Source organism: Streptomyces sp. NPDC060002, assembly GCF_042737245.1.
In the GTDB taxonomy this organism is placed as follows: Bacteria; Actinomycetota; Actinomycetes; order Streptomycetales; family Streptomycetaceae; genus Streptomyces.
Map to the genome: position 1 here is coordinate 1 of NZ_JBHWUW010000007.1, position 26,491 is coordinate 26,491.

The 26,491-nt window shown below is 71.2% G+C and carries 21 protein-coding genes and 1 pseudogene; 13 read left to right on the top strand and 9 right to left on the bottom strand.

Annotation, left to right across the window (positions count from 1 at the left end; translation table 11 throughout):
• Window positions 1-104: 104 nt before the first annotated feature.
• From ACFWBD_RS08910 to ACFWBD_RS08930, 5 genes are all read left to right on the top strand, one after another.
• Window positions 105-1,700 carry a sugar ABC transporter ATP-binding protein gene (locus ACFWBD_RS08910; protein ID WP_385664704.1) on the top strand — a complete coding sequence of 532 codons (1,596 nt, stop codon included), beginning with the start codon at window positions 105-107 and terminating at the stop codon, window positions 1,698-1,700.
• Window positions 1,697-2,698, top strand: a complete 1,002-nt coding sequence (locus tag ACFWBD_RS08915) for an ABC transporter permease (RefSeq protein ID WP_385664707.1) — start codon at window positions 1,697-1,699, stop codon at window positions 2,696-2,698. Before ACFWBD_RS08910 ends, ACFWBD_RS08915 begins: the two co-directional genes overlap by 4 nt.
• A gap of 41 nt (window positions 2,699-2,739) precedes the next feature.
• Complete coding sequence (locus tag ACFWBD_RS08920) at window positions 2,740-4,437, top strand: amidohydrolase (protein ID WP_385664710.1); 1,698 nt, start codon at window positions 2,740-2,742, stop codon at window positions 4,435-4,437.
• Window positions 4,438-4,613: 176 nt separating this feature from the next.
• Window positions 4,614-5,555, top strand: a complete 942-nt coding sequence (locus ACFWBD_RS08925) for an LLM class flavin-dependent oxidoreductase (RefSeq protein ID WP_385665273.1) — start codon at window positions 4,614-4,616, stop codon at window positions 5,553-5,555.
• Window positions 5,556-5,647: 92 nt separating this feature from the next.
• Window positions 5,648-6,220, top strand: a complete 573-nt coding sequence (locus ACFWBD_RS08930) for a MarR family winged helix-turn-helix transcriptional regulator (RefSeq protein ID WP_020126034.1) — start codon at window positions 5,648-5,650, stop codon at window positions 6,218-6,220.
• 534 nt (window positions 6,221-6,754) lie between these two features.
• Here ACFWBD_RS08930 and ACFWBD_RS08935 read toward each other — a convergent pair.
• Both ACFWBD_RS08935 and ACFWBD_RS08940 read right to left on the bottom strand, forming a co-directional pair.
• Window positions 6,755-7,465 carry a gamma-glutamyl-gamma-aminobutyrate hydrolase family protein gene (locus tag ACFWBD_RS08935; RefSeq protein ID WP_385664714.1) on the bottom strand — a complete coding sequence of 237 codons (711 nt, stop codon included), beginning with the start codon at window positions 7,463-7,465 and terminating at the stop codon, window positions 6,755-6,757.
• Window positions 7,462-8,952: an aldehyde dehydrogenase gene (locus tag ACFWBD_RS08940; protein WP_385664717.1), complete on the bottom strand. Its 1,491-nt coding sequence runs from the start codon at window positions 8,950-8,952 to the stop codon at window positions 7,462-7,464. Before ACFWBD_RS08940 ends, ACFWBD_RS08935 begins: the two co-directional genes overlap by 4 nt.
• 411 nt (window positions 8,953-9,363) lie before the next feature.
• Between ACFWBD_RS08940 and ACFWBD_RS08945 the strand changes: the two genes are divergently transcribed.
• The 3 genes from ACFWBD_RS08945 to gndA all read left to right on the top strand — a co-directional run bounded on the left by ACFWBD_RS08945 (window position 9,364) and on the right by gndA (window position 13,438).
• Entirely contained in the window at window positions 9,364-11,046 is a 1,683-nt protein-coding gene (locus tag ACFWBD_RS08945; RefSeq protein WP_385665276.1) for a cellulase family glycosylhydrolase, read from the top strand.
• Between the two features lie 201 nt (window positions 11,047-11,247).
• Window positions 11,248-11,754 (top strand): MarR family winged helix-turn-helix transcriptional regulator, encoded by a 507-nt coding sequence (locus ACFWBD_RS08950; RefSeq protein WP_385664720.1) that lies wholly within the window; start codon window positions 11,248-11,250, stop codon window positions 11,752-11,754.
• A 244-nt stretch (window positions 11,755-11,998) separates the two neighbouring features.
• The gene (gndA, locus tag ACFWBD_RS08955) at window positions 11,999-13,438 is read left to right on the top strand and encodes an NADP-dependent phosphogluconate dehydrogenase (protein ID WP_385664722.1); all 1,440 of its coding nucleotides are present in this window, start codon (window positions 11,999-12,001) and stop codon (window positions 13,436-13,438) included.
• A gap of 69 nt (window positions 13,439-13,507) precedes the next feature.
• Here the strand turns inward: gndA and ACFWBD_RS08960 are convergent.
• The 6 genes and pseudogenes from ACFWBD_RS08960 to ACFWBD_RS08985 all read right to left on the bottom strand — a co-directional run.
• Window positions 13,508-13,987 (bottom strand): annotated as a pseudogene (locus tag ACFWBD_RS08960) (DUF6083 domain-containing protein); the annotation flags it as partial.
• A 96-nt stretch (window positions 13,988-14,083) separates the two neighbouring features.
• Window positions 14,084-15,184 (bottom strand): PDR/VanB family oxidoreductase, encoded by a 1,101-nt coding sequence (locus ACFWBD_RS08965; protein ID WP_385664724.1) that lies wholly within the window; start codon window positions 15,182-15,184, stop codon window positions 14,084-14,086.
• Window positions 15,185-15,207: 23 nt separating this feature from the next.
• Window positions 15,208-16,119: a metal-dependent hydrolase gene (locus tag ACFWBD_RS08970; protein ID WP_385664727.1), complete on the bottom strand. Its 912-nt coding sequence runs from the start codon at window positions 16,117-16,119 to the stop codon at window positions 15,208-15,210.
• Window positions 16,120-16,209: 90 nt separating this feature from the next.
• Complete coding sequence (locus ACFWBD_RS08975; protein WP_385664729.1) at window positions 16,210-17,133, bottom strand: alpha/beta fold hydrolase; 924 nt, start codon at window positions 17,131-17,133, stop codon at window positions 16,210-16,212.
• Window positions 17,130-18,266, bottom strand: coding sequence for a hypothetical protein (locus tag ACFWBD_RS08980; RefSeq protein ID WP_385664732.1), 1,137 nt, complete (start codon window positions 18,264-18,266; stop codon window positions 17,130-17,132). Before ACFWBD_RS08980 ends, ACFWBD_RS08975 begins: the two co-directional genes overlap by 4 nt.
• A gap of 4 nt (window positions 18,267-18,270) precedes the next feature.
• A complete protein-coding gene (locus ACFWBD_RS08985; protein ID WP_385664735.1) occupies window positions 18,271-19,182 on the bottom strand; it encodes an SDR family oxidoreductase in 912 nt (303 codons plus the stop codon).
• Window positions 19,183-19,334: 152 nt separating this feature from the next.
• On the opposite strand from ACFWBD_RS08985, the gene ACFWBD_RS08990 reads away from it, so the two are divergent.
• The 4 genes from ACFWBD_RS08990 to ACFWBD_RS09005 all read left to right on the top strand — a co-directional run bounded on the left by ACFWBD_RS08990 (window position 19,335) and on the right by ACFWBD_RS09005 (window position 22,433).
• Window positions 19,335-19,976: a TetR/AcrR family transcriptional regulator gene (locus ACFWBD_RS08990; protein ID WP_385664738.1), complete on the top strand. Its 642-nt coding sequence runs from the start codon at window positions 19,335-19,337 to the stop codon at window positions 19,974-19,976.
• 424 nt (window positions 19,977-20,400) lie between these two features.
• Window positions 20,401-20,583 (top strand): hypothetical protein, encoded by a 183-nt coding sequence (locus tag ACFWBD_RS08995; protein ID WP_385664740.1) that lies wholly within the window; start codon window positions 20,401-20,403, stop codon window positions 20,581-20,583.
• Between the two features lie 442 nt (window positions 20,584-21,025).
• The gene (locus tag ACFWBD_RS09000) at window positions 21,026-21,838 is read left to right on the top strand and encodes an oxidoreductase (RefSeq protein ID WP_385664743.1); all 813 of its coding nucleotides are present in this window, start codon (window positions 21,026-21,028) and stop codon (window positions 21,836-21,838) included.
• A gap of 88 nt (window positions 21,839-21,926) precedes the next feature.
• Entirely contained in the window at window positions 21,927-22,433 is a 507-nt protein-coding gene (locus ACFWBD_RS09005) for a nuclear transport factor 2 family protein (RefSeq protein ID WP_385665279.1), read from the top strand.
• A 748-nt stretch (window positions 22,434-23,181) separates the two neighbouring features.
• Here the strand turns inward: ACFWBD_RS09005 and ACFWBD_RS09010 are convergent.
• Window positions 23,182-23,823 (bottom strand): TetR/AcrR family transcriptional regulator, encoded by a 642-nt coding sequence (locus ACFWBD_RS09010; protein WP_385664746.1) that lies wholly within the window; start codon window positions 23,821-23,823, stop codon window positions 23,182-23,184.
• A 265-nt stretch (window positions 23,824-24,088) separates the two neighbouring features.
• Between ACFWBD_RS09010 and ACFWBD_RS09015 the strand changes: the two genes are divergently transcribed.
• Window positions 24,089-26,266: an MMPL family transporter gene (locus tag ACFWBD_RS09015; RefSeq protein ID WP_385664749.1), complete on the top strand. Its 2,178-nt coding sequence runs from the start codon at window positions 24,089-24,091 to the stop codon at window positions 26,264-26,266.
• Window positions 26,267-26,491: the final 225 nt, after the last annotated feature.

The following is a 26,491-nucleotide window of genomic DNA, read 5'->3' on the forward strand; positions in this document are numbered from 1 at the left end:
AACTCGCCACCCGCTACAAGGCCGGAGTCCACCTGGCCGCACTCATCCTCTGGCTCCGCGAACCCACCCAAGATCCTTTGTCAGACAGTGCCTAGGGGCCCGCCATGACGGAACCGACGCTCCGCGTCAGCGGCCTCGGCAAGTCCTTCGGCGGCGTCCGCGCGCTGGACGGCGTCGACCTCACCGTCCCGGCGGGCCAGGTGCACGCGCTCCTCGGCCACAACGGCGCCGGCAAGTCGACCCTGATCAAGTGTCTCGGCGGCGCGTTCCCGCCGGACACCGGCACGATGGAGGTGGCCGGGACCACGTACACCCGGCTGAGTCCGCGCGAGTCGATCGCCGCGGGCGTGGCGATCATCTTCCAGACGCTCAGCGTCGTCGACTCCCTCACGGTGGCCGAGAACATCTTCCTCGGCCAGGAGTGGACCCGGTACGGAACGGTCCACCGGCGCGCCCAGGAAGAGGTGGCGGCCGGTCTGCTGGAGCGGGTCACGGCCACCTGCTCACCCCGCGACCGGGTCGGCGAACTTCCCATGGCACAGCGGCAGTTGGTGGAGATAGCCAAGGCGCTCAGCCGCAGTGCCTCGGTGCTGGTCCTGGACGAACCCACCGCCGCCCTGTCCGCGGCGGAGAGCGACGCCCTCGCCGAGCGGGTCGAACACCTGCGGGACCAAGGGCTGGCCATCGTCTACGTCACCCATCTGCTCGCAGAGGTGGAGCGGCTGGCGGACGCGGTGACGGTACTGAGGGACGGCCGGGTGAGCCACCGGTCGACGGTCTCGGGCCGGACGAGAAGAGACCTGGTCGAGGCGATCGTAGGAGCGGCGTCCTCCGAGCACGGCCCGGGAAACCGACCCGAGGGGCGCGGGGAACCGCTCGAGCAGCCACGGACGACCGTATCGCCGCCACACAACAAGCAGCCCTCACCCCCCGAGCGCCCCCGACTCACCGTGACCGCCCTGCGAGGGCCCCGCTTCGGCCCCGTCGACCTGGCCGTCGCCGAGGGCGAGATCGTCGGCCTGTACGGCCTCGTCGGCGCGGGCCGCACCCGCATCCTCGAGACCCTCTTCGGCAGACGCGCCGCGACCGGCGGAACCGTCCGCGTGGGCGACCGGACCGTCACGGCCACCCGCCCCGCGGAAGCACTGGCCGCAGGCCTCGCCCTCGTCCCGGGGGACAGACGCCGGCAGGCGGTGTTCCCGGTGCTCAGCGCACAGGACAACGCGCTGCTCCCGTCGGTACGCGCGCTGGCCCGGCACGGAGTGCGTGCGCTGCGCGCCGAACGGCGTGTCTTCGGCGCCCTCTCCGACGCCGTGGGACTGCGCCCGCGCCGGCCACGGCTGCCGGCCGCCGCCTTCTCGGGCGGGAACCAGCAGAAGCTCGTCCTGGGCAGATGGATCAACGAGGCGCGCGACGTAGACGTCCTGCTCCTCGACGAGCCCACCCAGGGCGTCGACGTGGGCGCCCGCAAGGAGATCTACCAGGTGGTGTCCTCGCTGGCCGAACAGCGGGACACCGCCGTGCTGTTCGCCTCCAGCGACCCCGAGGAGATCGTCGCGCTCGCCCACCGCTGCCTGATCGTCTCCGCCGGCCGGGTCGTCGGCGAGCTGACCGGCGCCGGACTCACCGAGGCCGCCCTGCTCTCGGCCGTCCACCAAGCCGACCACACGACCTCCCCGAGCCCGGAAGGAGCGGCATGACCACCGCGACCACCACCACCCCGTCCGACCGTCTCCTGCCGACGCCCCGCGCGCTGGCGGACGGCGGGCTGAACGCCGTACGGCGGCATCCGCTGCTCCTCGTCCTCGCCGTCATGGTGCTGGTCTTCCAGCTGACGACCGGCAGCTTCCTGGACGCGGGCAATCTGCGCGGGATCGCCACCGACGCCGCCACCCTCGCCATCGTGGCCGTTCCGCTGGCCCTGCTGGTCATCAGCGGATACCTCGACCTCTCGGTCGGCTCCACCCTCGCCCTCGGCGGGCTGGTGGCCGGCTGGCTCGCCGGGCAGCAGCACCAGTCCCCGCTCGTCGCCGTCCTCGGCGCGCTGGCGGTGGGCGCGGCGGTCGGTGCCGTGAACGGCGTCCTGTGCTGCTACCTGGGACTGTCCGCGTTCATCGTGACGCTGGGCATGCTGACGGCGGTGCGCGGCTTCGCACAGCAGCTCTTCCCGCTGCCGCTGAGCGGCTTCGGCTCCGGATTCGCCTGGCTCGGCGGGTCGCGGATCGCCGGAATCGACGCACCGGTCGTCATCGCCGCGCTGGTCCTCGTCGCGGGCGCCCTGTTCCTGGCGCTCACCCCGGCCGGACGGCACGTCTTCGCGATCGGCGTCAACCGGGAGGCCGCCTACCTCTCCGGCATCGGCGTCCGCCGTACGCCGTTCGCGCTGTTCCTCGTCACGGGGGCCGCCGCCGCGCTGGCCGGGGCGATCAAGGCATCGGTGCTGGACAGCGTCGTCGCCGGCACCTCGGGGGCCGGATTCGAACTGACCGTGCTCACCGCCGTCCTCCTCGGCGGGGTGGCGCTCACCGGCGGCTCCGGTTCCGTCTTCGGCGTCCTGCTCGGCGTGCTGTTCCTCGGCTGTCTCCAGAACGGCCTGACACTGCTGAGCGTGCCGACGTTCTACCAGCAGATGGCCCAGGGCACCGCCCTGGTCACGGGAGCGGCACTCGCCTTCTTCGGCCCGCGGCTGACCCGGTGACCCGCACCCCCTCGCCCCGCCCCCACTCCGAGAGGACCCACGTGAACGACAGCGCCCCCTCCCTCGTCCTGACCGGCGGCCAGGTCCTGACCGTCGACGCCGACTTCACCGTGACCGAGGGCGTGGCCGTGCGCGGCCGGGACATCGTCGCCGTCGGCAGCGACGCGGAGATGCGCGCCCTGGTCGGACCCGGCACCCGGCTCGTCGAACTCGGCGGCCGGACCGTGCTGCCCGGCATCAACGACTCCCACCTGCACGGAGCCGCCTACGGCTTGACCAAACCGCCCTTCGCCCTCGACGTCGGCCACCCGGCGGTCGGGTCGATCGCCGACATCGCCGACACCGTCGGGCGGGCGGCCCGCGCGGCCCGGCCCGGCGACTGGATCATCGGCCTGGGCTGGGACACCGGCTATCTGGCCGAGTCCCTGGCCGACCCGGGGCGCTTCCCGCACCGTCGGGACCTGGACGCGGTCGCACCCGACAACCCGGTCTGTCTGACCCACTTCTCCTCGCACCTCGTGTGGGTCAACAGCGCCGCGCTGCGCCGCTGCGGTGTCGACGCCGCCAGCGTGCCCCCGCCGGGCGGTGTCATCGACACCGACCCCGACGGCCGGCCCACCGGCATCCTGCGCGAGGCCGCCCAGCAACTCGTCAACGCCGGCCTGCCCTCGCCCACCGTCGCTCAGCGCCGCCAGGCCATCCAGGGGGTGGTGCGTGAACTCCACACCCGCGGCATCACCAGTTACACCGAGCCCGGACTCGGCCCCGGCGGCGCCACCTCCTTCTTCGGCGGGCTGAGCACCGACAACTGGACCGCCTACGCCGAGCTCGCCGCGAGCGGAGAACTCCGGGCCAGGGTCAGCGTCCTGCTGCTGCCCGCCCCGATGGGCGGCTCGGCCGACGACGTACGCAGGGGACTGGCCGAACTGCGCCGCCCCCGCACTGCGGACCCACGCCTGCTGAACGCCATCGGCGTCAAGATCTTCGCCGACGGGGTGCCGCCCAACCGCACGGCGTGGATGAACGAGCCGTACGCCGACGGCGGCCACGGCGCGCTGTGCGTGCACGGCGACACGCCCGCCCTGCGCAGCGACGAACTGCGCGAGATGATCCGCGTGGCCCATGAGGCGGGCTTCCAGCTCGGCGTGCACGTCACCGGCGACCGGGCCATCGACGAGGTCGTCGACGCGTTCGTCGCCGCGAACACCGCCGTGCCGCGCCCCGACGCCCGGCACTACGTCATCCACGGCGACTTCGTCGGCGCGCGCAGCCTCGCCAGGCTGGCCGCCCACGGCTACGGCGTCAACATGAACCCGGCCATCAAGTGGACCATCTCCGACCTGATGGACGAGGTCGTCGGCCCCGAGCGCTCCGCCTACCAGTGGCCCGTACGGTCGGCGGTCGAGGCCGGGGTGACCGTCTGCGCCAGCTCCGACGCGCCGATCACCGAGCCCGACTGGCGGCAGGGGGTGACCGCGATGCTGCTGCGGGAGTCCAAGGCCAGCGGCCGGCGCAGCGGCCCCGAGCAGTGCGTACCGCTGGCGGAGGCACTGCGCTCCTACACGGTCAACCCGGCCCGACAGGACTTCGCCGAGGACTGGAAGGGGTCCGTCGAGGTCGGCAAGGTCGCGGATCTGTGCGTCCTGGACCGCCCCCTGCTGGACCGGGACCCGCACACCCTCATGGACGCCGAGGTGGACCTGACGGTGTTCGACGGCCGGATCGTGCACGAGCGCTGAGGAGAGAGCAGACAGGCGAGACGGGACCCGGAGGAGAAGACATGACCACCGCAGACACGACCACCGCGGACATGACCACCGCGGACACGACCACCGCGGACATGACCACCGCGGACACGACCACCGCGGACATGACCACCGCGGACACGACCACCGCGGACACGACCACCGCGGACATGAGCACCGCACCCCGCATGCTGCTCGTCCTCAGCGAGAACTGGACGCTCACCGGCGGCCGGGCCGACCTGCCCGCCGCGATCCGGTGGGCGCGCGAGGCCGAGGACGCCGGCTTCGACGCCGTCATGGTCAGCGAGCACATCGTGCTCGGCCCGGACGCCGCCGCCGACGGCGTCATGGGCAACCCCCGTGACTACGCCCTGCCGGGCAACCAGGACCCGTTCACCCCCTGGCCCCACTCGCTGCTCCTGCTCGCCGCGATCGCCTCCGTCACCGAGCGCCTGCGCCTGGCCGCCGCCGCGGTCCTGGCGCCGCTGCGCCACCCGCTGCTGATGGCACGGGAACTGGGCACCCTGGACCTGATCAGCGAAGGGCGGCTGCTGGTGCAGCCGACGGTGAGCTGGAGCCGGGACGAGTACGACGCCCTGGGCGTCCCCTTCGGACAGCGCGGGCGGCTGCTCGACGAACACCTCGACGTCTGGGCGAAGGCCTGGGGAGCGTCGCCGATCTCGCACGAGAGCGAGCACTACCCGTTCCGGGACGTCCACTTCGAGCCCAAGGCGTTCCGCCCCACCGGGCCACGGCTCTGGTTCGGCGGTCAGCGCCTCGGCGGGCCCGTCCTGCGCAGACTCGTACGGTACGGCCACGGCTTCCATCCGCTGGGGCAGCCGACATCGCAGGATCTGCGGGCGCTCACGGAGGCCATGACCGCGGCCGGCCGGGACATCACCGACCTGGAGATGATCGGCGGCACCCGGGCGGTCTTCCCCGACGACCACTCCACGGCGGACCTCGGCGCGGCGCTCGCATGCATCCCGGAACAGCTGGAACAGGGCTTCACCACGTTCTGCGTCAAGCCCAACCAGTTCATCGACGACCCGTCCGGCGTCGGCGCGTTCTGCCGTGAGGTGATGCGCCGCGTCGCGGCACTCACCGCCTGAGGAGGCGCCCTCCCCGCGGGCCTGTCGTTTCGTACAATTTGAGTCCGAACAACACGACGACCCACGCATCATGTGGCCGAAGGAGTGTGCCGATGCCCGGCCAGCGATCCATCGCCGAAGCCGAGAAGCTCGCCGAGGCCAAGCTCGGCGGCATCCCGTTGCGGCGGGAGCAGATGGCCGTCGTCGCCAACATCTACCGCGCCGCCTCGGCGGTGCGCCAGCACCTGGAGAACTCCGTACTGCGCGGCTCGGACCTGACGTGGACGGCGTTCGTCGTGCTCTGGGTGGTGTGGGTGTGGGGCGAGTCGGAGACCCGGCACGTCGCCGAGGAGGCCGGGATCTCCAAGGGCACGCTCACCGGCGTGTCGCGGACGCTGGAGGGGCGGGGGCTGCTGCGGCGGGCCGGACACCCCGCCGACGGCAGGCTGGTCCTGCTCAGCCTCACCGACGAGGGGGAAGCGCTGATGAAGCGCCTGTTCCCGGCCTTCAACGAGGAGGAGGCCTTCGTGGCGAGCCGGCTCAGCGACGACGAGTGCCGGAGCGTCGCCGACGGGCTGCGCCGCGTAGTGCGCCAGGTCGAGGAGAAGGGCGAGGAGCGCCGCACGGCCCTGCTGGACGGCGCCGCCCCGGCCCCGCGCCGCAGCGGCCGCCGCCCGAAGGCCTGACCCCGTCCGACCGACCGATCGCCCCCCATGGGCCGCCCCACCCCCTGACCCCGGCCGACCTCGAACCCGGCGACTACACGCCGGCCGACCGCGCACCGGCCGACCGCGCACCGGGCGACCGCGCGCCAGCCGACGACGCGCCGTCCGACGCGCGTCGGACGGTCGCGCACCGGGCGACCGTGCGTCGGACGGTCGTGTGCCGGACGGTCGTGTGCCGGGCGACCGTGTGCCGGACGGTCGTGTGCCGGATGGCCGCGCGCCGGATGGCCGCGCGCCGGCCGACCGCGCGCCGACCGGTCGCGCGCCGGGCGACCGCGCGCCAGCTGGTCGTGTGCCAGCCGACCGAGCGCCGGGCGTCGGTTACTGGGGTGGTGGTGCGCCCGGCGGCTGTGCCTCGGTCCTTGGTGCTTCGCCCGAGAGGGTCCGGCCTCGGGCCTCGTTCGGCGGGGCTCTGGGGAGCGGGGCACAGCCGCCGGGCGGCCTACTCGCAGGCTCCTGCTCCCTCGGGGAACCCCCGAGGGAGCCCCGCTCGTGTCAGCGGAAGTCGCGGGCGGCCCGGACCAGCGCGTCGAAGAGTCCCTGTTGCGCGGGATCCTCGTGCGCGGTGTCCTCCGGGTGCCACTGGACTGCTGTGAACCACCCTCGCGCGCCGGGGAGTTCGAGTCCCTCCACGGTGCCGTCGGCGGCTCGCGCGGTGACCGTGAGCCCCGCCGCGACGCCGCTCACCCGCTGGTGGTGGTAGCAGGAGACCTCCACCTTCTGCGCGCCGGTGGCCCGCTCCAGCAGCGTGCCGGGCCGTACCTCCACCGGGTGCACGACGTGCCGGTGTGCGCGTTCGGGTCCGCCCATGTCCTGTTCCAGCGTGCCGCCGAGGGCGACGTCGACGACCTGGAGGCCCCGGCAGATCGCGAGCAGGGGCAGGCCCGAGCCGAGGGCCCGCCGGGCGAGTTCGAGGTCGAAGGCGTCCTGGAGGTCGTCGACGTCGTAGACGCTGCCGTGGGTGTGCGCGGCGCCGTAGCGGTGCGGGGCGAGGTCGCCGCCGCCCGGCAGCAGGACGCCGTCGAAGCGGGTGAGGCGGGAGGCGACGCCGGACTCCGCGGGGTGGATGCTCGCCGGTTCACCGCCGGCCCGCCAGACGGCCTCGATCAGGGCGCGGGCGTTGACCTCGGCGGCGTACCGGAGCGCGGAGGTGGTGGCGGAGAAGCGGGCGGGGATCGCGATGAGCGGGCGTACGGGCGTCGTCACAGCTGGATCCAGGTGGTCTTCAGTTCGGTGTACTTCTCGAGGGCGTGGGCGGACTTGTCGCGGCCGTTGCCGGACTGCTTCACGCCCCCGAAGGGGACGGTCAGGTCGCCCTCCTCGTAGCAGTTGACCCAGACCGTGCCCGCCCTGAGCGCGCGCGAGACCTGATGGGCGGTGGACAGGTCGGAGGTCCACAGGCCGGCGGCGAGGCCGTACTCGGTGGCGTTGGCCAGGCGGACCGCCTCGTCGACGTCGTCGAAGGCGAGCACGGACAGGACCGGCCCGAAGATCTCCTCGCGGGCCAGCCGCATCCCCGGGTCCACCCGGTCGAAGACCGTCGGTTCCAGATACGTGCCGCCCGTGTCGGCGAGGATCCGCTCGCCGCCGGCCCGGAGCCGGGCGCCCTCGGCCAGCCCGGTGCCGACATGGTCCCGTACGCGGTCGAGGTGGGCCTCGCCGACCAGCGCGCCCATCTCGGTGGCCGGGTCGAGGGGGTCGCCGACGCGCAGCTCCCGGGCCCGTTCCACGACCGCCTCGGTGACGCGTTCGGCGATCGAGGAGTGCACCAGCAGCCGGGAGGGGGCGGTGCACATCTCGCCCTGGTTGAAGAAGATGCCCCAGGCGGCGGTGGCGGCGGCCTTCGCCAGGTCGGGGGCGTCGGGAAGGATGATGTTGGGGGACTTGCCGCCCAGTTCGAGCCAGACGCGCTTGAGGTTGGAGTCGGCGGCGTAGCGCAGGAAGTGGCGGCCGACGGCGGTGGAGCCGGTGAAGGCCAGGACATCGACGTCGGGATGCAGCCCGAGGGCACGTCCGGCCACCGGTCCCCGGCCGTTGACCACGTTGAGCACGCCCGCCGGCAGCCCGGCCTCCGTCGCGATCCGGCCCAGCAGCAGGGCGGACAACGGCGAGTTCTCCGACGGCTTGAGCACGACCGTGCAGCCGGCCGCCAGCGCCGGGGCGACCTTCCAGCCGGCCAGCGTGAGCGGGAAGTTCCAGGGCACGACCGCGCCGACGACCCCGGCCGGCTCCCGCGTGACGAGGGTGAGCGCGTCGGGGGCGCTGTGCGGGGACTCGTCGGTGAGTTTGTCCGCCAACTGCCCGTACCAGCGGAAGGTGTTGATGAGGGCCCGCAGTTCGATCCCGTACGCGTCGGTGACGGGCTTGCCCATCTCCAGAGTGACGGTGAGCGCGAGTTCCGTACGCCGTTCCTCGAGCAGGTCGGCGATCCGCAGGAGCGTCCGGCCGCGTTCGGCGGGTGCGAGGCGCGGCCAGGGGCCGGTGTCGAAGGCGCGGCGAGCGGCGGCCACGGCGGCGTCCACCTCGGCGGCGCCTCCGTCGGCGACCCGCGCCAGCACCTGGCCGTCCCGGGGCGAGACGGCGGCGAAGGAGTCTCCGGCCCCACTTTCGGCGACGCCGTCGATGTGGTGGGCGCCGGACGGTTCGAGGGTCTTGGCGCGGCGCAGCCACTCGTCGTGGGTGAGGTCCGGCATGCCAGGTCTTCCCTTCGCGAGTCTCATTTGATGCCAAACGATATGCGTTCACGGGTCTCCCCACAAGGCTCGGGAGCCTTCCCGCATCCAGCGGGACCCTGCGCGAGGTCTTGACGTGTACTTGACGTAGTGGCTTCATGGGAGCGCTCCCACACGCCATCCCCCACGCCCCCCACCCCTCTGCCGCCTGAGTTTCCTGGCCTCACTCCTGGAGTCGCAGTGAGAACTACAAGGAGCACCACAACGAGCACGACAAGGAGCACGAAGAGAAGCGCGAAGAGAAGCAGTGAAAGAGACACGGCGATGAGCACGGCAATGAGCCCTGGCACGAGCGCGGACACGAGTACTGGCACGAGCGCGGACACGAGTACTGATACGAGCGCGGACATGAGTACTGATACGAGCGCGGACATGGGCACGGCAAGGAGCGCGGGTCGCGGCGCGTCGCCGGCGCACCCCCTTGGCGCGCTGCTGACAAGGCTCGCGGTCCTCCTCGGTCTGGTCCTCGTGGGTGCCCTCTGCCCGGCCGCCGCCCAGGCCGAGACCCGTTCGCCCGACGCTCTAGCCACCGGCCTGCACATCAGCGACGGGCGACTGGTCGAGAGCAACGGGAACGACTTCGTCATGCGCGGCGTGAACCACGCCCACACCTGGTATCCGGGCAGGACGCAGCAGTCCCTCGCCGACATCAAGGCGATGGGCGCCAACGCGGTGCGCGTCGTCCTCGCCGACGGCCACCGCTGGAGTGCGAACAGCGCGTCGGACGTGGCGACCGTCGTCGCGCAGTGCAAGGCCAACCGGCTCATCTGCGTGCTGGAGGTGCACGACACCACCGGGTACGGCGAGGACACCGCCGCAGGCACGCTCGACCAGGCGGCCGACTACTGGATCGGCCTGAAGGACGTCCTGGCCGGCCAGGAGAACTACATCATCGTCAACATCGGCAACGAGCCCTGGGGCAACACCGATCCGGCGGGCTGGACCGCCCCGACCGTCGCCGCGATCAAGAAGCTGCGCAACGCCGGTTTCCAGCACACGATCATGGTGGACGCCCCCAACTGGGGTCAGGACTGGCAGGGCGTCATGCGCGCCAACGCCCAGTCCGTGTACGCCGCCGACCCCACCGGCAACCTGATCTTCTCGATCCACATGTACAGCGTCTTCGACACCGCGGCGGAGATCACCGACTATCTGAACGCCTTCGTCAGCGCCCGACTCCCGATTCTCATCGGTGAGTTCGGCGGCCCCGCCGACCAGTGGGGCGATCCCGACGAGGACACCATGATGGCCACCGCCCAGCAGCTCGACCTGGGCTACCTCGCCTGGTCCTGGAGCGGGAACACCGACCCGGTCCTCGACCTGACGATCGACTTCGATCCCGCGCAGCTCAGTTCATGGGGTCAGCGCATCTTCAACGGCGTCAACGGCATCGCCCAGACCGCCGAGGAGGCCACCGTCTTCGGCGGCGGGACCCCGGGCGACACCCAGGCCCCGACCGCTCCGGGCACCCCGGCCGCGGCCACGGTGACGGCCACCTCCGCGACGCTCACCTGGACGGCCGCCACGGACAACGTCGGCGTCGCCGGCTATGACGTCGTGCGGATCAGCGGCACCACCGAGACCGGTGTCGCCGCCTCGACCACCAACTCCGCCACCGTGACCGGCCTCACCGCGAACACCGCGTACACCTTCGCCGTCTACGCCCGCGACGCCGCCGGGAACCGCTCCACCCGCTCCGCCGCGGTGAACGTCACCACCGGCAGCGCGCCCGCCGTGTCCTGCTCCGTCGGCTACCGCGTCGTGGGGGAGTGGCCCGGCGGCTTCCAGGGGGACATCACCCTGCGCAACACCGGTACCACCGCCATCAGCGGTTGGAAGCTCGCCTTCGCCTTCGCCGACGGTCAGACCGTCAGCAACATGTGGGGTGGGACCGCCACCCAGAGCGGCGGCTCGGTGAGCGTCGCCCCCGCCTCGTACACGTCCACCGTCCCGGCCGGCGGTTCGGTCACCGTCGGCTTCATCGGCAGCAAGGGCGCGACCAACACCGCACCGACCGCGTTCACACTCAACGGCGGTGCCTGCGCCACCACCTGACCGGGCGCCCCGCCGGCCGGCGGAAGAGGCCGGTGCCTTCGCCGGTCACTCTCCCGAGGGCCGTGTCGCGGACGGGCGCGATCAGCACCTCGGTCCGCGCCCGGGCACGGGAGATCGCGCCGGCGGGCGTCACCGGCGTGGCAGGTTCGGGGCCGTTCCGGCTCTCCGGGCGGACATGGGCCCACCCCGTAGGGTGTGCCCATGTCCACGACGCCCCGCTGGCTCAACGCCGACGAACGACGAGCCTGGCTGGCCTACATCGACTTCTCCACCCTGCTCGCCGACCACCTCAACCGGCAGCTGCGGCGCGACGCGGGGATGACACACGCCGACTACAGCGTGCTGGCCTACCTCTCCGCGGCCCCGGAAGGCACCCTCGGCATGTCCGAGCTCGCGCAGCGCCTGAAGATCACCCGCAGTCGGCTCACCCACGCGGTGAACCGGCTGCGCGAGGTCGGTCTCGTGGACCGCAGGGAGGACCCCGCCGACGGCCGGGGCCAGCTCGCCTTCCTCACCGACCAGGGCAGGTCCCTGCTGGAGGAGGCCGCCCCGGGGCACGTGGAGGCCGTACGCCGAGCGGTGTTCGACGTTCTCACGCCCGAGCAGGTGCGCCAGTTCGCGGACATCGGCGAGGCCATCAGCGAGGCCCTGGTCCGGGCCGAGAGCACCGAGGCCGACCCCGCGGCGCTGCCCTGGCGCCGCCGGTAGCGGGTCGGGCGCATTCGGCCGGTCCAGGCGGTCAGGCCGGTCATGCCGCTCCGGGCGGTCGGGCAGGTCAGGCCGGTCCGCGCGGTCCGGGGTGGTCCGACGGGGCCTGACCGGCGCACGGAATCGCTGATCGGCACAAGGAATCGGTGACGGATCGAGAAGAACCGGCCGACGGTCCGTACCTGGGGGTACCGGGGGGCCGCCCGCCCCTCCGACCACGCCAACGATCCTAGGGACGTACCTCGTGAACGCAACCGCCGCCATCGGCGTCACCGGCCTCGGCGTGATGGGCCGCAACCTCGCGCGCAACTTCGCCCGCAACGGTTACACCGTCGCCGTCCACAACCGTTCCGCCGGCCGCACCCGCGCGCTCGTCGAGGAGTTCGGCCACGAGGGCGCGTTCGTCCCCGCCGAGTCGGCCGCGGAGTTCGTGGCCGCGCTCGAACGTCCCCGCCGACTGATGATCATGGTGCAGGCGGGCGCGGTCACCGACGCCGTCATCGACGAGTTCGCCCCGCTCCTGGAGCCCGGCGACATGATCATCGACGGTGGCAACGCCCACTACGCCGACACCCGCCGCCGCGAGGAGTCCCTGCGCGAGCGCGGTCTCCACTTCGTCGGCGCCGGCGTCTCCGGCGGCGAGGAGGGCGCGCTGAACGGGCCGGCCGTCATGGTCGGCGGCTCGACCGAGTCGTACGACGTCCTCGGCCCCATGTTCGAGTCCATCAGCGCGAAGGTCGGCGGCGAGCCCTGCGCCACGCACATCGGCACCGACGGCGCCGGGCACTTCGTCAAGATGGTGCACAACGGCATCGAGTACGCCGACATGCAGCTCATCGCCGAGGCGTACGACCTGCTGCGCCAGGTCGCCGGCTACACCCCGGCGGAGATCGCCGACATCTTCCGGACCTGGAACGAGGGCCGGCTCGGCTCGTACCTCATCGAGATCACCGCCGAGATCCTCGCCCACACGGACGCCACCACCGGCCTGGCGTTCGTCGACGTCGTCGCCGACGCCGCCGGTCAGAAGGGCACCGGTCGCTGGACCGTGCAGACCGCTCTGGACCTGGGCTCCCCGGTCACCGCCATCGCCCAGGCCACCTTCGCGCGCGCCGCCTCCGGCCAGAGCGCGCTGCGCGCTGCCTACGCCGGACTCCCCGGCGGCACCACGCCCCCGCTCAGCCGCACCGAGGCCACCCGCTTCACCTCACAGGTCGAGCACGCCCTGTACGCCTCGAAGGTCATCGCCTACGACCAGGGCTGGAAGATGATCCAGGACGCGGCCGGCGAGTTCGGCTGGAAGATCGACCTCGGCGCGGTCGCCCGGATCTGGCGCGGCGGCTGCATCATCCGCGCCACGTTCCTCGACCGCATCAGGGCCGCGTACGCCGCCGACCCGGACCTGGTCAGCCTGCTCGGCGAGATGGAGTTCGCCATGGAGATCACGGACGCACAGGTGCCCTGGCGGGAGACCGTGGCCTCCGCCGCCCGCCGTGGGATCCCCGTGCCCGCCTTCTCGGCCGCGCTCGCCCACTACGACACCCTGCGCGCGGAGCGTCTGCCGGCCGCCCTTCTCCAGGGCCAGCGCGACTACTTCGGCGCCCACACCTACCAGCGCACCGACCGTCCCGGCGCCTTCCACACCCACTGGGCCGAGGCCGACCGCCCGGAGACGTCGGCCTGACACACGGGAGTGGGGCGCCCTCGGCCCAGGGCGCCCCACTCCTTCTGTCCGTCGTCGGTGCAGGAAGGCAGGACCCAGCATGGCGTGCGGCAGGCGGCACCAGCCCCTGCCGTCACCCGCCGGATGAGCGACACCTGAACTGACGTGCCAATGGTGCCAATCCAGGCGGAGTGCCTCGAAGTCCGGGTCGGGCGGGGCTTCTCGCCCGCGAGCGGGGCGGACGACTCTGGCGACTTGCCGATGCGTGTACGGCTTGTGCATCAGTGACCGTGCAGGCCGCCGTGGCTCCGGAGACCTTCCTGCGTGCGGTCGTGACACCGTCGGGCAGCGCCTCGTGGCGAAGTCGCCCTCGCGTCGCCACCGCACACTGCCGGGACTGTCGCAGCGGCCGGCCACACCGGCTGATCCGCGACACCGGCGCGGGAAGCGTCGCAGATCGGGGTGAGGATCAATCAAGTGATGTCCCGTCAACCGTTCGCGCTGCGCCCGGTGGTCGGCCTGGTCACTCGACTTGGCGCTGGCTCTGGCCGGTGTCCCGGACGCTCTCATCGTCCAGGCGGTGGGTCGCGCCAAGGTGCGGGTGTCAACGCTGCCGCTGAGGTTCCTCGCGGCGACGGCTGCGCTCTACGGGCGCTCGGCCATCGCTCACACCTCCAGCACCAACCGCTCTCCTTCCGGTGCACGCGAGACGCAGGGCAGCATGGCGCCGGCCGCACGTTCGGCGGCGGTGAGCCGGCGGTCACGGTGATCGACATGGCCATGGGCCACCCGTACCCGGCAAGTGCCGCAAAACCCCTGGCGGCAGGAGAACGGCATGTCCGGCAGGGCCTCGTGGAGAACCTCCAGGGCGGAGCGGTCGTGCGGCACTGGCAGAACTCTTCCGGTGTCGCCCAGCTGAAGTTCGAAGGGACGGCCGTCCGTGATCGGAGCCGGGGCGAAACGCTCGAAGTGCAGGGCTGACGCGCGGCTGCCACCGAACGCGCGCCGAACGCCGTCGATCATGGGCGCGGGCCCGCAGCAGTACACCGCACCCGCCGCCGGGCTCAAGCTCAGTAGATCGGCTGCTTCGGGCACGCCGGACTCGTCGTCAGGACGGATGGAGACCCGGTCAGGGGCCGCGGCCGCGAGTTCGGCCAGCTCTGCCGCGAAGGGCATCGAGCCGCGGCTGCGGCCGGTGTGCACGAGCCTCCAGTCCAGGCCGCGTCGGGCGGCTTCCCGGGCCATCGGCAGGATCGGGGTGATTCCGATGCCGCCCGCGATGAGCAGGATGGATGCTTCGGCGGCGAAGGGGAAGGCGTTCCGGGGCGCGGTGACGGCGACCCGCACACCGTCTCCGAGGGTGTCGTGCACCTCGGCCGAACCGCCTCCGCCGTTGGCGATGCGGCGCACCGCGATGCGGTACCGGTACCGGTCGGCGGGGTCGCCGCACAGGGAGTACTGCCGCTTGCGGCCGGAGGGCAGGCGCAGTTCGATGTGGGCGCCGGGCTGCCAGGGCGGGAGTGTTCCGCCGTCGGGTGCTGCCAGCCGCAGGGAGACGACATCCTCGGCCTCTTGGTGCCTGGCGGCGACCACCAGTTCCCGGATCACAGGCATCCCGGTGGCCGGTGGGCGCCTGGGAGGAGTGCCGCGCCGCGCGAGGCGCGTTACCGCGGTGTCGCTGAAAGCCGCCAGCTTCCGCATGAAGGAGTCGCCGCGCGGTCTGCCGTACAGGTCCGGCGGCCGGGTGAGGGGTGTGCTGATGTCCATGGGATGCCTCACGGGTTGCTGGCTCATCGGGCCGCCGCTCGGGCAGCGGGGGACGCCGCCAGGTAGGCGACCGCCAGCTGGGTCGAGCCCTCCTGGGCCGGGTGGTAGCCGGGGCGGAAGTAGCGCAGCACCGAGCCGGCGAACGCGCCCGGTGGCGGCAAGAGGTCCTTGCGGGCGGCGGCCAGGTAGTCGCGGAAGCGGACCTCGACCCGGTCGTCGAGTTCGGGGTCGGCGCTCATCAGGAAGCGGACTCCGCGGATCCACAGCCGGGTCAGCACCGGAGCGGTGACAAGCATGCCGCCCACCCGGCGCCGGTACCGGGGATCGAGGTGCACCAGCAGGTCGAACGCGACCGAACGGTGTTCGACCTCCTCCGCGCCGTGCCAGCGGAACAGATCGAGCATCGCGGGGTCCGCGCCGGCCTGGTCCAGGTGCCCGTTGCTGAGAATCCAGTGACCCATGTACGCGGTGAAGTGCTCGAAGGCCGCTATGAGGGCGAGCCGTTGGAGGAGGTGCGCGTGTGTGGCGGCCGGCGTCAGCTCCGGCCGGTCTCCGAGCACCCGTCGGAAGATCCATTCGGACTGCCGGGTGTACGGAGCCGGGTCCAGCCCCTTGGCGAGCAGGTGCTCCAGGACCTCCTGGTGCGCCTCGGCGTGCATCGCCTCCTGGCCGATGAAGCCGCGTACGTCCTCGCGCAGCCGGTCGTCGGTGATCAGTGGCAGTGCCTGCTCGAAGGTGCGCACGAACCAGCGTTCGAGCTCGGGGAGCATGAGGTGGAGTACATCGAAGGTGTGGGTCGCGAAGGGCTCACCCGGCAGCCAGTGCAGCGGGGTGGCGCCCCAGTCGAAGGTGACGTCCCGGGGTTGCAGCACCAGGTCGTGGTGGTCGATGGGCTCGGACGGCCTCTCCGGGTGGGCATGTGCGGCTCGGAACATGACAGGTTCCTCCTCCGTCGGTGATCGGTGTGTGCGGAAGGGCGGTCAGGCAGTCGTCCAGTACTGCCGGCCTGTTGGGCTGTGGGTCTGTCAGATCGGGTGCGCGGTGTGGTCCGGAGTGCGGTGGGAGCCGCCTTCGACGCGGTGGGCGAATTCCGCGATCCGGGACGCGACCTCCTCGGGGTGGCTGAGCTGTACCCAGTGCCCGGCGTCGATCGGGCGCCGTTGTATCCGGCGCGTCCAGTGCTCCACTCCGTACGAGAGCACCGGGGTGACGCAGAAGTCGCGGGTGGGGATGATGAGTTGAATCGGGACAGTGGTCGGCCGGTCCCGGGGACGCAGCAGGCGGGGCAGCATGTTGGCGCGGTACAGCGCGGTGCCGGACACGGCGTCGCGGGCCAGCGTCGGCGCGGGGTAGGGGGTGTGCCCCGGTACGCCTTGGGATCCGGTGAGGAAGGTGCGCCAGCGGTGTCCCAGGCCTCTCCAGGTCAGGGCGGGCAGGAGCGGAAGATGGAAGTAGGCGATGTACCAGGACCGTGCGGCCTGCCGCAGCATCTTCGGCAGATCCGGATGCCGCGGCCGAAGGCGGGCCCGGATCAGGTGGCCGACGTGGTCCAGGCAGGGTCCGGAGATGGAGGTGAACGAGGCGATCCGCCCGGCCAGGCGGGTGCCGGTGACCGACTCCCAGGAGTGGATCGATCCCCAGTCGTGTCCGACCAGGTGCACCGGGCGGTCGGGGCTCACGGCGTCGAGGACCGCCTCCAGGTCGGCTTCCAGGCGGGACATCCGGTAGGCGCGCAGACCCCTGGGCCGGTGGGAGGCACCGGCTCCCCGCACGTCGAAGGCGGTGACGTGGAAGCGGTCGGCCAGGCGCTCGGCGACCGGTCGCCACACGGCGCTGGTGTCCGGATAGCCGTGGACCAGCACCACCGGAGGAGCCGTGGACGCTCCCCACTGGTAGGCGGCCAACTCCACGCCGTCCGCGGTGATCCGGCGGGCGGCCGGGCCGGTCACCGGCCACCGCCGGCACGGGTCAACTCGCCGTAGTTCAGACCGCCGTGGAGGAAGCTGGGCAGCACCGGCCAGTGCCGCTTGAAGGGGGCCAGCTCCGAGGAGGGCAGGATCTGCAGCCAGCGCGGATCGCGCCGGCTGGGGTCGGCGAGCGTCTTCTCCTTGACCATGGAGTCGTACTGGTCGAGAGAGTCCTCCAGGGTGTTGGCGTTGGGCACCACCTCATGGCCGTAGAACGCGGCGTGGCGGCGCACCCCGGGGATGCGGGAGAGCTCGGGCTGCCAGTTGTCGGCCGAGATGCCGTTCTCGGAGGAGACCCACACCCCGTCGGGGGTGTTCAGCACCAGGGAGTGGTTGCCGTCCGTGTGGCCGGGGGTCCACAACAGGCTGACGCCGACGCCGAGTTCGACATCGCCGTCGAAGGCGGTGACGCGCTCGGGCGGTACCCCGTCCATGCCTCCGTCGACGTACCAGGCCCACTGCATCGGATGCGTCGATTCGAAGGTGCCCAGCTCCCTGCGGTGCACCAACAACCGGGCGCGCGGGAACAGCGCTTCGCGGGGCGCCCGTTCGCCGGGAACGGTGCTGGTACTTCCCATGATCATGCGCACGTCCTGGACGTGCAGGTGGTCGAAGCTGACGAAGTCCACGTCCTCGGGTCGCAGACCGCAGGAGGGCAGGACGGTGTTCGGGTCCTGGTAGAAGCGGGCGAAGACGTGCTCGGTGAGGAAGTCCCCCGCCAGACGCTTGAGCTGGGCGTAGAACGGCGCTTGAGCCGTTCCGGCGGCGACGGTCGGCTCCCACACCAGTGTTTTCGGCTCCCCGTCGAAGCCGTCGAACTGCACGACGAGCATCCGGTTGACGATGCTCACGAACGGGTTGACGGCGAGCGCGGCGCCGTGGAAGCCGAACCGGGTCGGGTACGGGGCGGCGGCGATGTCGAAACTGCGGACGGCGTGGATGCGGCCCTGCTGGACGAACCGCTCACGGTAGGTGGCCGCGGCGCCGCGCACGGCGCGCAGCCGGTCGCCGCGGGGCCATACGTCGTGGACCCCTTCGAATTCGGGGATGGGACGCGGAGCGGCGGCGTCCTGGGCCTTCTTCGCGCTGGGCGCCGGTTTGGGCGTGGTGGTCACGGGCTCAACCTTCGGGATGGCGGGCGGTCCGGGTGCGCTGCTCGTAGGCCGCGCGGACCGACCGGTCGGACAGGGCGGCGAGCTGGTCGGGGACAAGGAGGTGATGCAGGGCGTCGCGGGCACGGCCCGGCAGGACCGCGGCCAACCGGGTCAGGGCTGCCACCTGGCGGGGAACGAAGACCTCGAACCGCGGGCGCAGCACGACGTCGAGCACCGCGTCGGCCACCTGATCCGTCGTCAGGCGCCGGGTGGGGCCGGTCGCGGTGCCCACGGCCAGCTCGGTCTCCACGACACCGGGCATCACCAGGGACACGTGCACGCCGGTGCCGCGTAGTTCGGCGCGGACGGCGGTGCTGTAGCCGTGGACGGCGTGCTTCGTGGCCGCGTAGGTCGCCTCGCCGGCCGGGGCGACCTTGCTGGCGGCGGAGGCGATGTTCACCACGTGGCCGCGACCGCGTTTCCGCATCCCCGGGATCACGAGCTTCATCCCCCGCAGTACGCCGTGGACGTTGACGTCGAACTGGCGCAGGGCGGCTTCCTCCGGTTCCTCCTCGAAGGGTCCCACCCACATGATTCCGGCGTTGTTGACCAGTACGTCGATCGGCCCCAGCCGGGTCTCGACGGTGCGCAGGAAGTCTTCGAAGGAAGGTGTGTCGGTGACGTCGAGAGACAGCCCGAGCAGCCGGCCACCGGCATGCGTGCCGATGGCACCGGCCGCCTCCGTGGCGAGCTCCGCGTCGAGATCGCCGATCGCCACGGCGGCTCCGGCGGCGGCGAGCCGGGCTGCGACGGCACGCCCGATTCCGCGGCCCGCCCCGGTGACCGCGATCACTCGGCCGGTCAGCGGTTGTGTGCGGGGGAGCCTGTCGCGGTCTCTTCGGCTGGACGTGTGCGGGTATTTGGGCGGTGCTGCCACGGTCGAGCCCCTTTCTTGCCCTGAGCATGAGCGGAACGCCGAGCGGCAAGCGACCCCCACGCGCGTCTGACACGATGCCATGTCAGATGATCTGACAAGGTAGAGTGTCAGTTCGGAGCACACCGGTGTCAACACCTCTGCGAAGGGGAAAAATGACCGGCACACAGACCGCCGGGCGGCGCTACGGCGGACGCGATGCGGCGCAACGACAGCAGGAGCGCCGCACCCGCCTCATCCAGGCGGGCCTCGACATGTTCGGCACGGTCGGATACGCCTCAGCCTCCGTCAAGCAGGTGTGCTCCCATGCCGGACTGACCGAGCGCTACTTCTACGAGTCGTTCCGCGACCGCGAAGACCTTCTCGCCGGGGTCTACAACGAGCTGATCACTACGATCAGCGCCGAAACCGCGCAGGCCGCAGCCGCTGTCGCACCCGATGTCGACGCCCAGCTGCGCGCCGGCCTCGAGGTGTTCATCCGTACACTGGCCGGCGACGCCCGCATGGCCCGCCTGGTGCTCATCGAGGTCGTGGGCGCCAGCCCCCGCCTCGAAGTACGGCGCCGTGAGGTCCTGCACCAATTCGCCGCCATGGTCGCCGCCGTCGTCGGACCGCTCCCTGGCCCGGAAGCCTCCTCCAGCCGGCTCACCATGACCGCGATGAGTCTGGTCGGCGGAGTCAACGAACTCCTCGTGGACTGGACGCTCGGTCACCAGAACGCCACCGTCGAAGAGCTGATCGACCTGTGCTGCACCCTGTTCATCGCGGCCTACCGAGCCATCAGCGATCAGCCCTGATCACGCAGGCCCGGATTTTTTCAGGAGCTTCTGCATCGGAGCAGCCCACGTCCCCTGCTCACCGGCCCGGCGCACTCGGCGGCCCTGGTTCGATCAGGCAGGCCGACGAGAAACCTTGCGCAATGAACGCAGGTGCGGCGCACCTGCCTGCTATCGGCTGTCGGACGGGTTACATATCGATCATCCATCCGGAATCGACGCGATGTGATCGGGTTGAGCAGCCGCGAACCATGACGGGCCCGTCGCGTCGGGGGAGCTGCTGAACGGCGGGGGATCACCCGCCGCCTGCGTCCCCGCTGGCGCGCCTGTCCCGGGGTCCAGCCCGCGCGGGACCGGCCCTGTCGCTGTCGCCGGGTGCCCGCAAATGCCCAGGCCCGCCAAGTGCCTGTGTCCCTCGACCGCAGTTACTGTCCGTGTTCGCGCGGTGGACGCATTCGCCAGAATCGAGTACTGCGCCCCGTCAGTGATCATCGTCGGCGACATCGGGCTCGTGCCCGTCTCACCGGACGCCGCCGAGGGCTTCTACCGCCCGGTGGCTGCCGCGGCGGCGTATCCCTGCATCTGCGTCTGGAGCGTTTCGGGGTGTGCCGAGATCGGCTGCGTGTAACAACCGATCGCCGTTGAGCCGCTCATGGCGCGGGAGGCCCGCTCGTGCCGCGCATCCTTGGCCACGCTCTCGAACGCCAGGCGGGCGTTCTTCCGTGCTCCGTGTCAAGGCGGCGGCGATCGCCTTGACGCCCGGGAAGAGTCGGAAGAGGTACGGCTGCGTGATATCGGCACGCTCGGCAATCGCCTCGGCAGGGGTGTCGTAGCAGCCCTTGAGCGCGAACTCGCGATCGCGGCGCGGGGATGGCGCTGTCGCGTCTCTCCGCCTGCTCATCCGGCGCGTGCCGCCCTGCCGGCGGGCGCCGGTCAGCTCAACCTGAAGCCGGCCGGTGACGCGGCCCGGGATCAGTTCCGTGCTTGGGCTTGCGCAGTGGAAACCGATCAGTTTACAGTGAAGGCAAAGGGAAACCGATCGGTTTCTCAGGCGAGTTCGGGAGTGCGTGATGACGACGAATCGACCGGTGGCCCTCGTGACGGGCGCGTCCTCCGGCATTGGCGAGCAGACCGCGCTCGCGCTGGTCGCGGCGGGTTTCGAGGTGGCCGGCACGGGCCGCGACACCTCACGCGTCACCCCGCTCCAGGGCGTGACGTTCCTCGACCTCGACGTGGTCAGTGACAAGTCGGTCACCGCCGTGGTCCAGCAGGTGATCGACCGGTTCGGGCGGATCGACGTCCTGGTCAACAACGCCGGCATCGGCTCGATCGGCGCGGCCGAGGAAACCTCCCTCGCGCAAGCCCAAGGCGTCTTCGACATCAACGTCTTCGGGGTCATGCGCATGGTGAAGGCGGTCCTGCCGCACATGCGCGCCCAGGGACGCGGCCGCATCATCAACCTCTCGTCAGTGCAGGGATTCATTCCCGCTCCCTACATGGCCGTCTACGGCGCGTCCAAGCACGCGATCGAGGGCTACTCCCAGTCCCTGGACCACGAGGTCCGCCAGTACGGCGTCCGCTCGCTCCTCGTCGAACCCGCCTACACCAACACCGGATTCGAGGCCAACAGCGCCAAGCCCGACACCCCCCTGCAGACCTACGCCGACCAGCGGCACGTCTTCGACCGCCTGATGACGGAGGCGATCAAGAACGGCGACGACCCCGCCGTCGTCGCCAAGGTCATCGTCACAGCCGCCACCGATACCAAGCCGAAACTGCGCTACGCCGCCGGTCCCCTGGCCGGACGCGCACGCATGCTCCGCTTCGTTCCCGCCTGGGTCCTGGACAAGCAGATCCGCACGATGAACAAGCTGGCCGGCTGACACCCGCCACCCCGTCCACCAAGCACGTCGGCACCCGCACATCCCGTCGCGCCGCCGCTGATACCGGGAGAGACCCCTGTCCGAGACCCTGCACTCCGCCGCCGCTACCGTCGCGAGCTGGCGCTCCGCCGAGGAACGCGGTGACGTCGACGCCGCGGTCGCGTGCCTGAGCCGGGACGTCGTGCTCGGCTCGCCGCTCACCGAGCAGTTCCGCTTCGAGGGATCTGACCAGCTGCGTGACCCCCTGACCTCGGCGTTCACGGCGGTCAAGGACGTCCGCTACCACACCCAGACCGGCGAGGGGAACGGGTACGCGCTGGTCTACCGGGCGCGGGTGGGGTCCCGGTCGTTCGAGGAGGTGCAGTTGCCGCGGCCCGACGACGAGGCAAAGATCAAGGAGATCACGCTCTTCGTGCATCCGATGCCGGCCCTCACCGTCCTGATGACGACCCTGGGGCCGGAACCCGCCCGCCAGCAGGGCCGCCGGGGCCTCGCGGCGCCCATGCGCGCCAGCACCATGCCCGTGCACGCGATGGTCACCTTCGGGGACCGCAGCATGGTGGCGAAGACCCGGCCGGCGGCCCGGCAGACCTGAGAGCACCAGGTTCACTGGCCGTTTGGCCCCGTTCCCCTTCCGGGAGTTGGCGGCAGCCGCAGGCGATGTCCCCGGCGGACGGCTTCAGGTCGCAGGAACGCACGAGGTACCTGCGTCCGGGTGGGCTCCGGATCGCCCTGACCGCACGGGCGAAGCCGACTCCCCGAGGGCGCCTGCTGGAGGCACCGTCCTCCACCGGCCACGGCACCTCCGGCAATCCCCCGCACGCCGAGGTGATGCGGCAACTCGGTCCCAAGCTCGTGGCGGTCGACCTGCGCACGGACCGGATCGTACGGAAGATCCTCTTCCCGCCCGAGGTGGTGCCGGCGAACAGCTACCCCAACGACGTGCGCTTCGCACCTGTACGCCATCGCCAACCAGCTCAACCGGCTGTCGCCCTTCCACGAGGGCAAGGACCTGCGCCGCAAGCCCTGTCTCCTGGTCCGCCCGCAGATCGACGCCGGGCCGGTCGGACTCGTGTGACCTCTCCGGCCCGCGTCAGGCGGCCACCTGGCCGCTGGATCAGAGCGCATCCCAGCCGTGCGGCGGGGGACCTCGGCCCGGGCGCTGCCTGGGCGCGGCCCCGGTCGGGGCAGCGCTTGCCGGCGCAGTGCGCGGCGACGCGGTCGGTATCGGTCAGACCATTGTCCCCGTACAACTCGACGCCCTCAACGCGCTGGCACCCGAGCCGGAGACACGGTTCGAGCTGAACCGTACGTTCAGGCCCGGCGCGGTACCGGCTCCGGGCTCACGGCACGTCCGCGAATCCCTGAACCTTCCCCTCGCTCACTCGCCACCCCGCTACCAATACCCCCAGGGCCCGCTCATAGCAGTCGGCGACCGCGAGCCCGGGCGGCTCGTTCCCCGACAGCACCAGGGACACCAGGCCATGGGCCGTTCCCCAGACCGACAGCGCGATGACCTCCGGGTCGGACTCCGGACTGAACTGCCCTGCCTGTTGTCCGCGCCGCACGGCGTCGACGAGGGGCCGGTAGGTCTCGATGGCCTCCCGCGGCCTCTCCGACTTCGACTCCGCCTCGGACGGGCACTGGACGCTGCGGTCGGAGAAGAGGATCGCGTAGAGATGCGGGTTGGCGATCGCGTATTCGCGATAGACGAGCCCAAGTCGGATCACGTCGCCGGCCGGGTCGTCCGTCGGACGGATGGCTGCCAGGCGTGCGACGAAGAGCCGCGCCGCCTCCTCGTACAGGCTCCTGAGCAGGCCCGCCTTGTTGCCGAAGAGCGAGTAGACCGCCGTGGTCGAGGTCTTCACGTCCGCCGCGAGCTGTCGCAGGCTCAGCGCGGCCGTGCCGCGGTCGAAGACCGTGGCGGCCGCGCGGTGCAGGAGCCGGAGCCGGAGTGCTTCGTCATGTGTCTTGAGCCTGGCCATGGCGCCATCGTATTGCAACGCCGTTACGAATGCTTCCCGGTATCGCTTTGGCTTGTTGTCGTCCGCTCCGCCCCGCGTCAGGACCCGCCGCTTCCGAGCGATCTTCTCTTGTAAATCAGCAGGTCAGGGCGGAGGAGCTCAACCCCTCTCCGGGGGAGCGGTGTACAACAGCGTTGCATCGAGCAATGAAAACGCTGTTACGGTTCGTTCGGTGTCGACCTTCGGACGGTCCTGTCCGGCGCTGGCTAACGATCTAGGAGAAGTCATGTTTGAGGGGTTTGGGCGTCTGCTGTACCGCAGGCGAAAGCCGGTGCTGATACTGACCATGCTGTTCGCCGTCCTGTCCGGGGCCTACGGTGCCGGAGTCTTCGGCTCCCTGACACCGCTCGGCTTCCAGGACCCCGGCTCGGACAGCGTGCGCGCGGCCCGCATCGCCGAGAAGGCGTTCCCACAGCGGACACCCGACGCGGTGATCGTCTACCGCGACAAGGACCGCACCGTCGACGACCCGTCCTTCCGGCAGGCGGTCGTCAAGCAGTTGGAGTCCCTGCCGGAGTCGGAGGTGACCGGCTACCTGGACTTCTGGACGACCAAGATGCCGGCGCAGGTCAGCCACGACCGGCACGCCACCTACGTCGCCCTGAACCTCCACGGCAGCAGTGAGAAGGCCAAGGAGGACGCGTACGAGGCGGTCAAGGACGAGATCCCGGCACCCGGCCTTCAGACGCTGCAAGGCGGAACGGTACCCACCGGCCACCAGGCCAGTGAGAAGATCGAACACGACCTGAGAACCGCGGAAGTCATCTCGGCCCCCGTGCTCTTCCTGCTCCTGCTGGTCGTGTTCGGCGGTCTGACCGCGGCCTTCCTCCCGTTGCTCGTCGGCGTGCTCTCCATCCTCGGGTCGATGGCCGTCCTGCGGACCATCGCCAACATCACCGACGTGTCCGTGTTCTCCATGAGCCTGGTCACGATCCTGGGTCTCGCGGTCGCTATCGACTACGGCCTGCTGATCGTGAGCCGCTACCGTGAGGAACTGGCGGCCGGCTACACCGGTGAAGCGGCGATCGGGCGCACCCTCGCCACGGCCGGGCGCACCGTGATGGTCTCCGGTACCACGGTCGCGGCGGCGCTGGCCGGCCTGGCCCTCTTCCCGTCGACCTTCCTGAAGTCGATGTCGTACGGCGGTGTGGCAGCGGTCCTGCTGGCGGTGCTCTTCTCACTGGTCGCGCTGCCCGCCCTGCTCGCCGTGATGGGACCGAAGGTCAACGCCTTCCCGCTGCGCCGCAAGAAGGCAGGGCGGCCGACGGCCGCGGGGGAGGGTGGCTGGTACCGGTTCGGGCACGGCCTGATGCGGCGGCGGTGGGTCGTGGTGGTGGGCGCGGTGGGCCTGCTGCTGACGCTCGCCCTGCCGTTCTCGAAGATCGAGTTCGGTTCCATCAACGCGCAGCAGCTGCGGAGCAGTTCCGAGGGCCGCCAGGTCTTCGACGCCATGGAGCACGACTTCGACGGCGACGCGGTGAAGTCCATCGACTCGCTGCTCGTGCTGAGGTCCGACGGGACCTCGAAGGACCAGGGCGCGGCGCTGAAGGCGTACGCCGAGCGGCTCGGCGCCACCGACGGTGCCACGAGCGCCCGGATCACCGGAGTCGAGGGCGCCACGGCCCGGGTGTCGGTCACCTACGACGGCAATCCCATCTCGACCCACGCGCGCGACCTGGTGAACCGGCTCAAGGACGTCCCCGAACCGCCGGGCGCCCGCGCGTACTTCGGCGGCGAGTCGGCGGTCTACGACGACACCCTGGACGCACTGGGCGAGACCCTGCCGTGGATGCTGCTCTACATCGCGGTGATGACGTACCTCCTGCTGTTCCTCGCATTCGGCTCGGTGCTGCTGCCGCTGAAGGCCATCGCGATGAACATGCTGTCGCTGACCGCGACCTTCGGCGTCCTGGTCTGGATCTTCCAGGACGGCCACCTGCACCACCTGCTCGGCTTTGATCCGACGGGCAACATCGAGCCCAACATGCCGATCATGCTGTTCGCGCTGATCTTCGGACTCTCCATGGACTACGAGGTGTTCCTGGTGTCCCGGATGCGAGAGCAGTACGACAAGCAGGGCGACAGCACCGAGGCCGTGGCGACCGGGCTGCAGTCCATCGGCCGCCTGGTCGTGAGCGCGGCGCTGCTGATGTGCGTGCCGCTCGCGGCGATCGGGATGAGCGACGTGCTGACCATCAAGCTCTTCGGCGTCGGCATGGTGTTCGCGGTCCTGGTGGATGTGCTGGTGGTGCGCATCCTGCTGGGAACGGCCGTCATGAGGCTGCTGGGCAGGGCGGCCTGGTGGGCTCCGGGCCCACTCGCCCGCTTCTACGACCGGTTCGGCATCAAGGAGACCGACATACCGACAGAAGTGGACAAGCCGGTCCCCGTTGCCGCGGGCTGACCTCCCCGAGGGGCCGAAGTGCCTTCCCCCGAGGACTTCGGCCCTCCGCTGTGACTTCGCGGCGTGAGCGAGGTGCCTGCGGTGCCCTGCCGTGTCTCGGCCGCCCTGCCGAGGGGTCAGTCCGCCGGATACCGACTGCCCCGGATCAAGGACTGGTTCCACCGCCTGGCACGCGCCCGCGGCTACAGCACGGAGGCACGGGGGGAAGTCTGGAGGACAAGACCG

Excerpts from the sequence above, each read along its gene's own strand:
- ACFWBD_RS08910 (WP_385664704.1), top strand. The coding sequence starts at position 105 with ATGACGGAACCGACGCTCCGCGTCAGCGGCCTCGGCAAGTCCTTCGGC.
- ACFWBD_RS08925 (WP_385665273.1), top strand. The coding sequence starts at position 4,614 with ATGAGCACCGCACCCCGCATGCTGCTCGTCCTCAGCGAGAACTGGACG.
- ACFWBD_RS09000 (WP_385664743.1), top strand. The coding sequence starts at position 21,026 with ATGACGACGAATCGACCGGTGGCCCTCGTGACGGGCGCGTCCTCCGGC.
- ACFWBD_RS08950 (WP_385664720.1), top strand. The coding sequence starts at position 11,248 with ATGTCCACGACGCCCCGCTGGCTCAACGCCGACGAACGACGAGCCTGG.
- ACFWBD_RS08930 (WP_020126034.1), top strand. The coding sequence starts at position 5,648 with ATGCCCGGCCAGCGATCCATCGCCGAAGCCGAGAAGCTCGCCGAGGCC.
- ACFWBD_RS09010 (WP_385664746.1), bottom strand. The coding sequence starts at position 23,823 with ATGGCCAGGCTCAAGACACATGACGAAGCACTCCGGCTCCGGCTCCTG.
- ACFWBD_RS08970 (WP_385664727.1), bottom strand. The coding sequence starts at position 16,119 with ATGTTCCGAGCCGCACATGCCCACCCGGAGAGGCCGTCCGAGCCCATC.
- ACFWBD_RS08915 (WP_385664707.1), top strand. The coding sequence starts at position 1,697 with ATGACCACCGCGACCACCACCACCCCGTCCGACCGTCTCCTGCCGACG.
- ACFWBD_RS08940 (WP_385664717.1), bottom strand. The coding sequence starts at position 8,952 with ATGCCGGACCTCACCCACGACGAGTGGCTGCGCCGCGCCAAGACCCTC.
- ACFWBD_RS08965 (WP_385664724.1), bottom strand. The coding sequence starts at position 15,184 with ATGGACATCAGCACACCCCTCACCCGGCCGCCGGACCTGTACGGCAGA.
- ACFWBD_RS08990 (WP_385664738.1), top strand. The coding sequence starts at position 19,335 with ATGACCGGCACACAGACCGCCGGGCGGCGCTACGGCGGACGCGATGCG.
- ACFWBD_RS08945 (WP_385665276.1), top strand. The coding sequence starts at position 9,364 with ATGGGCACGGCAAGGAGCGCGGGTCGCGGCGCGTCGCCGGCGCACCCC.
- ACFWBD_RS09015 (WP_385664749.1), top strand. The coding sequence starts at position 24,089 with ATGTTTGAGGGGTTTGGGCGTCTGCTGTACCGCAGGCGAAAGCCGGTG.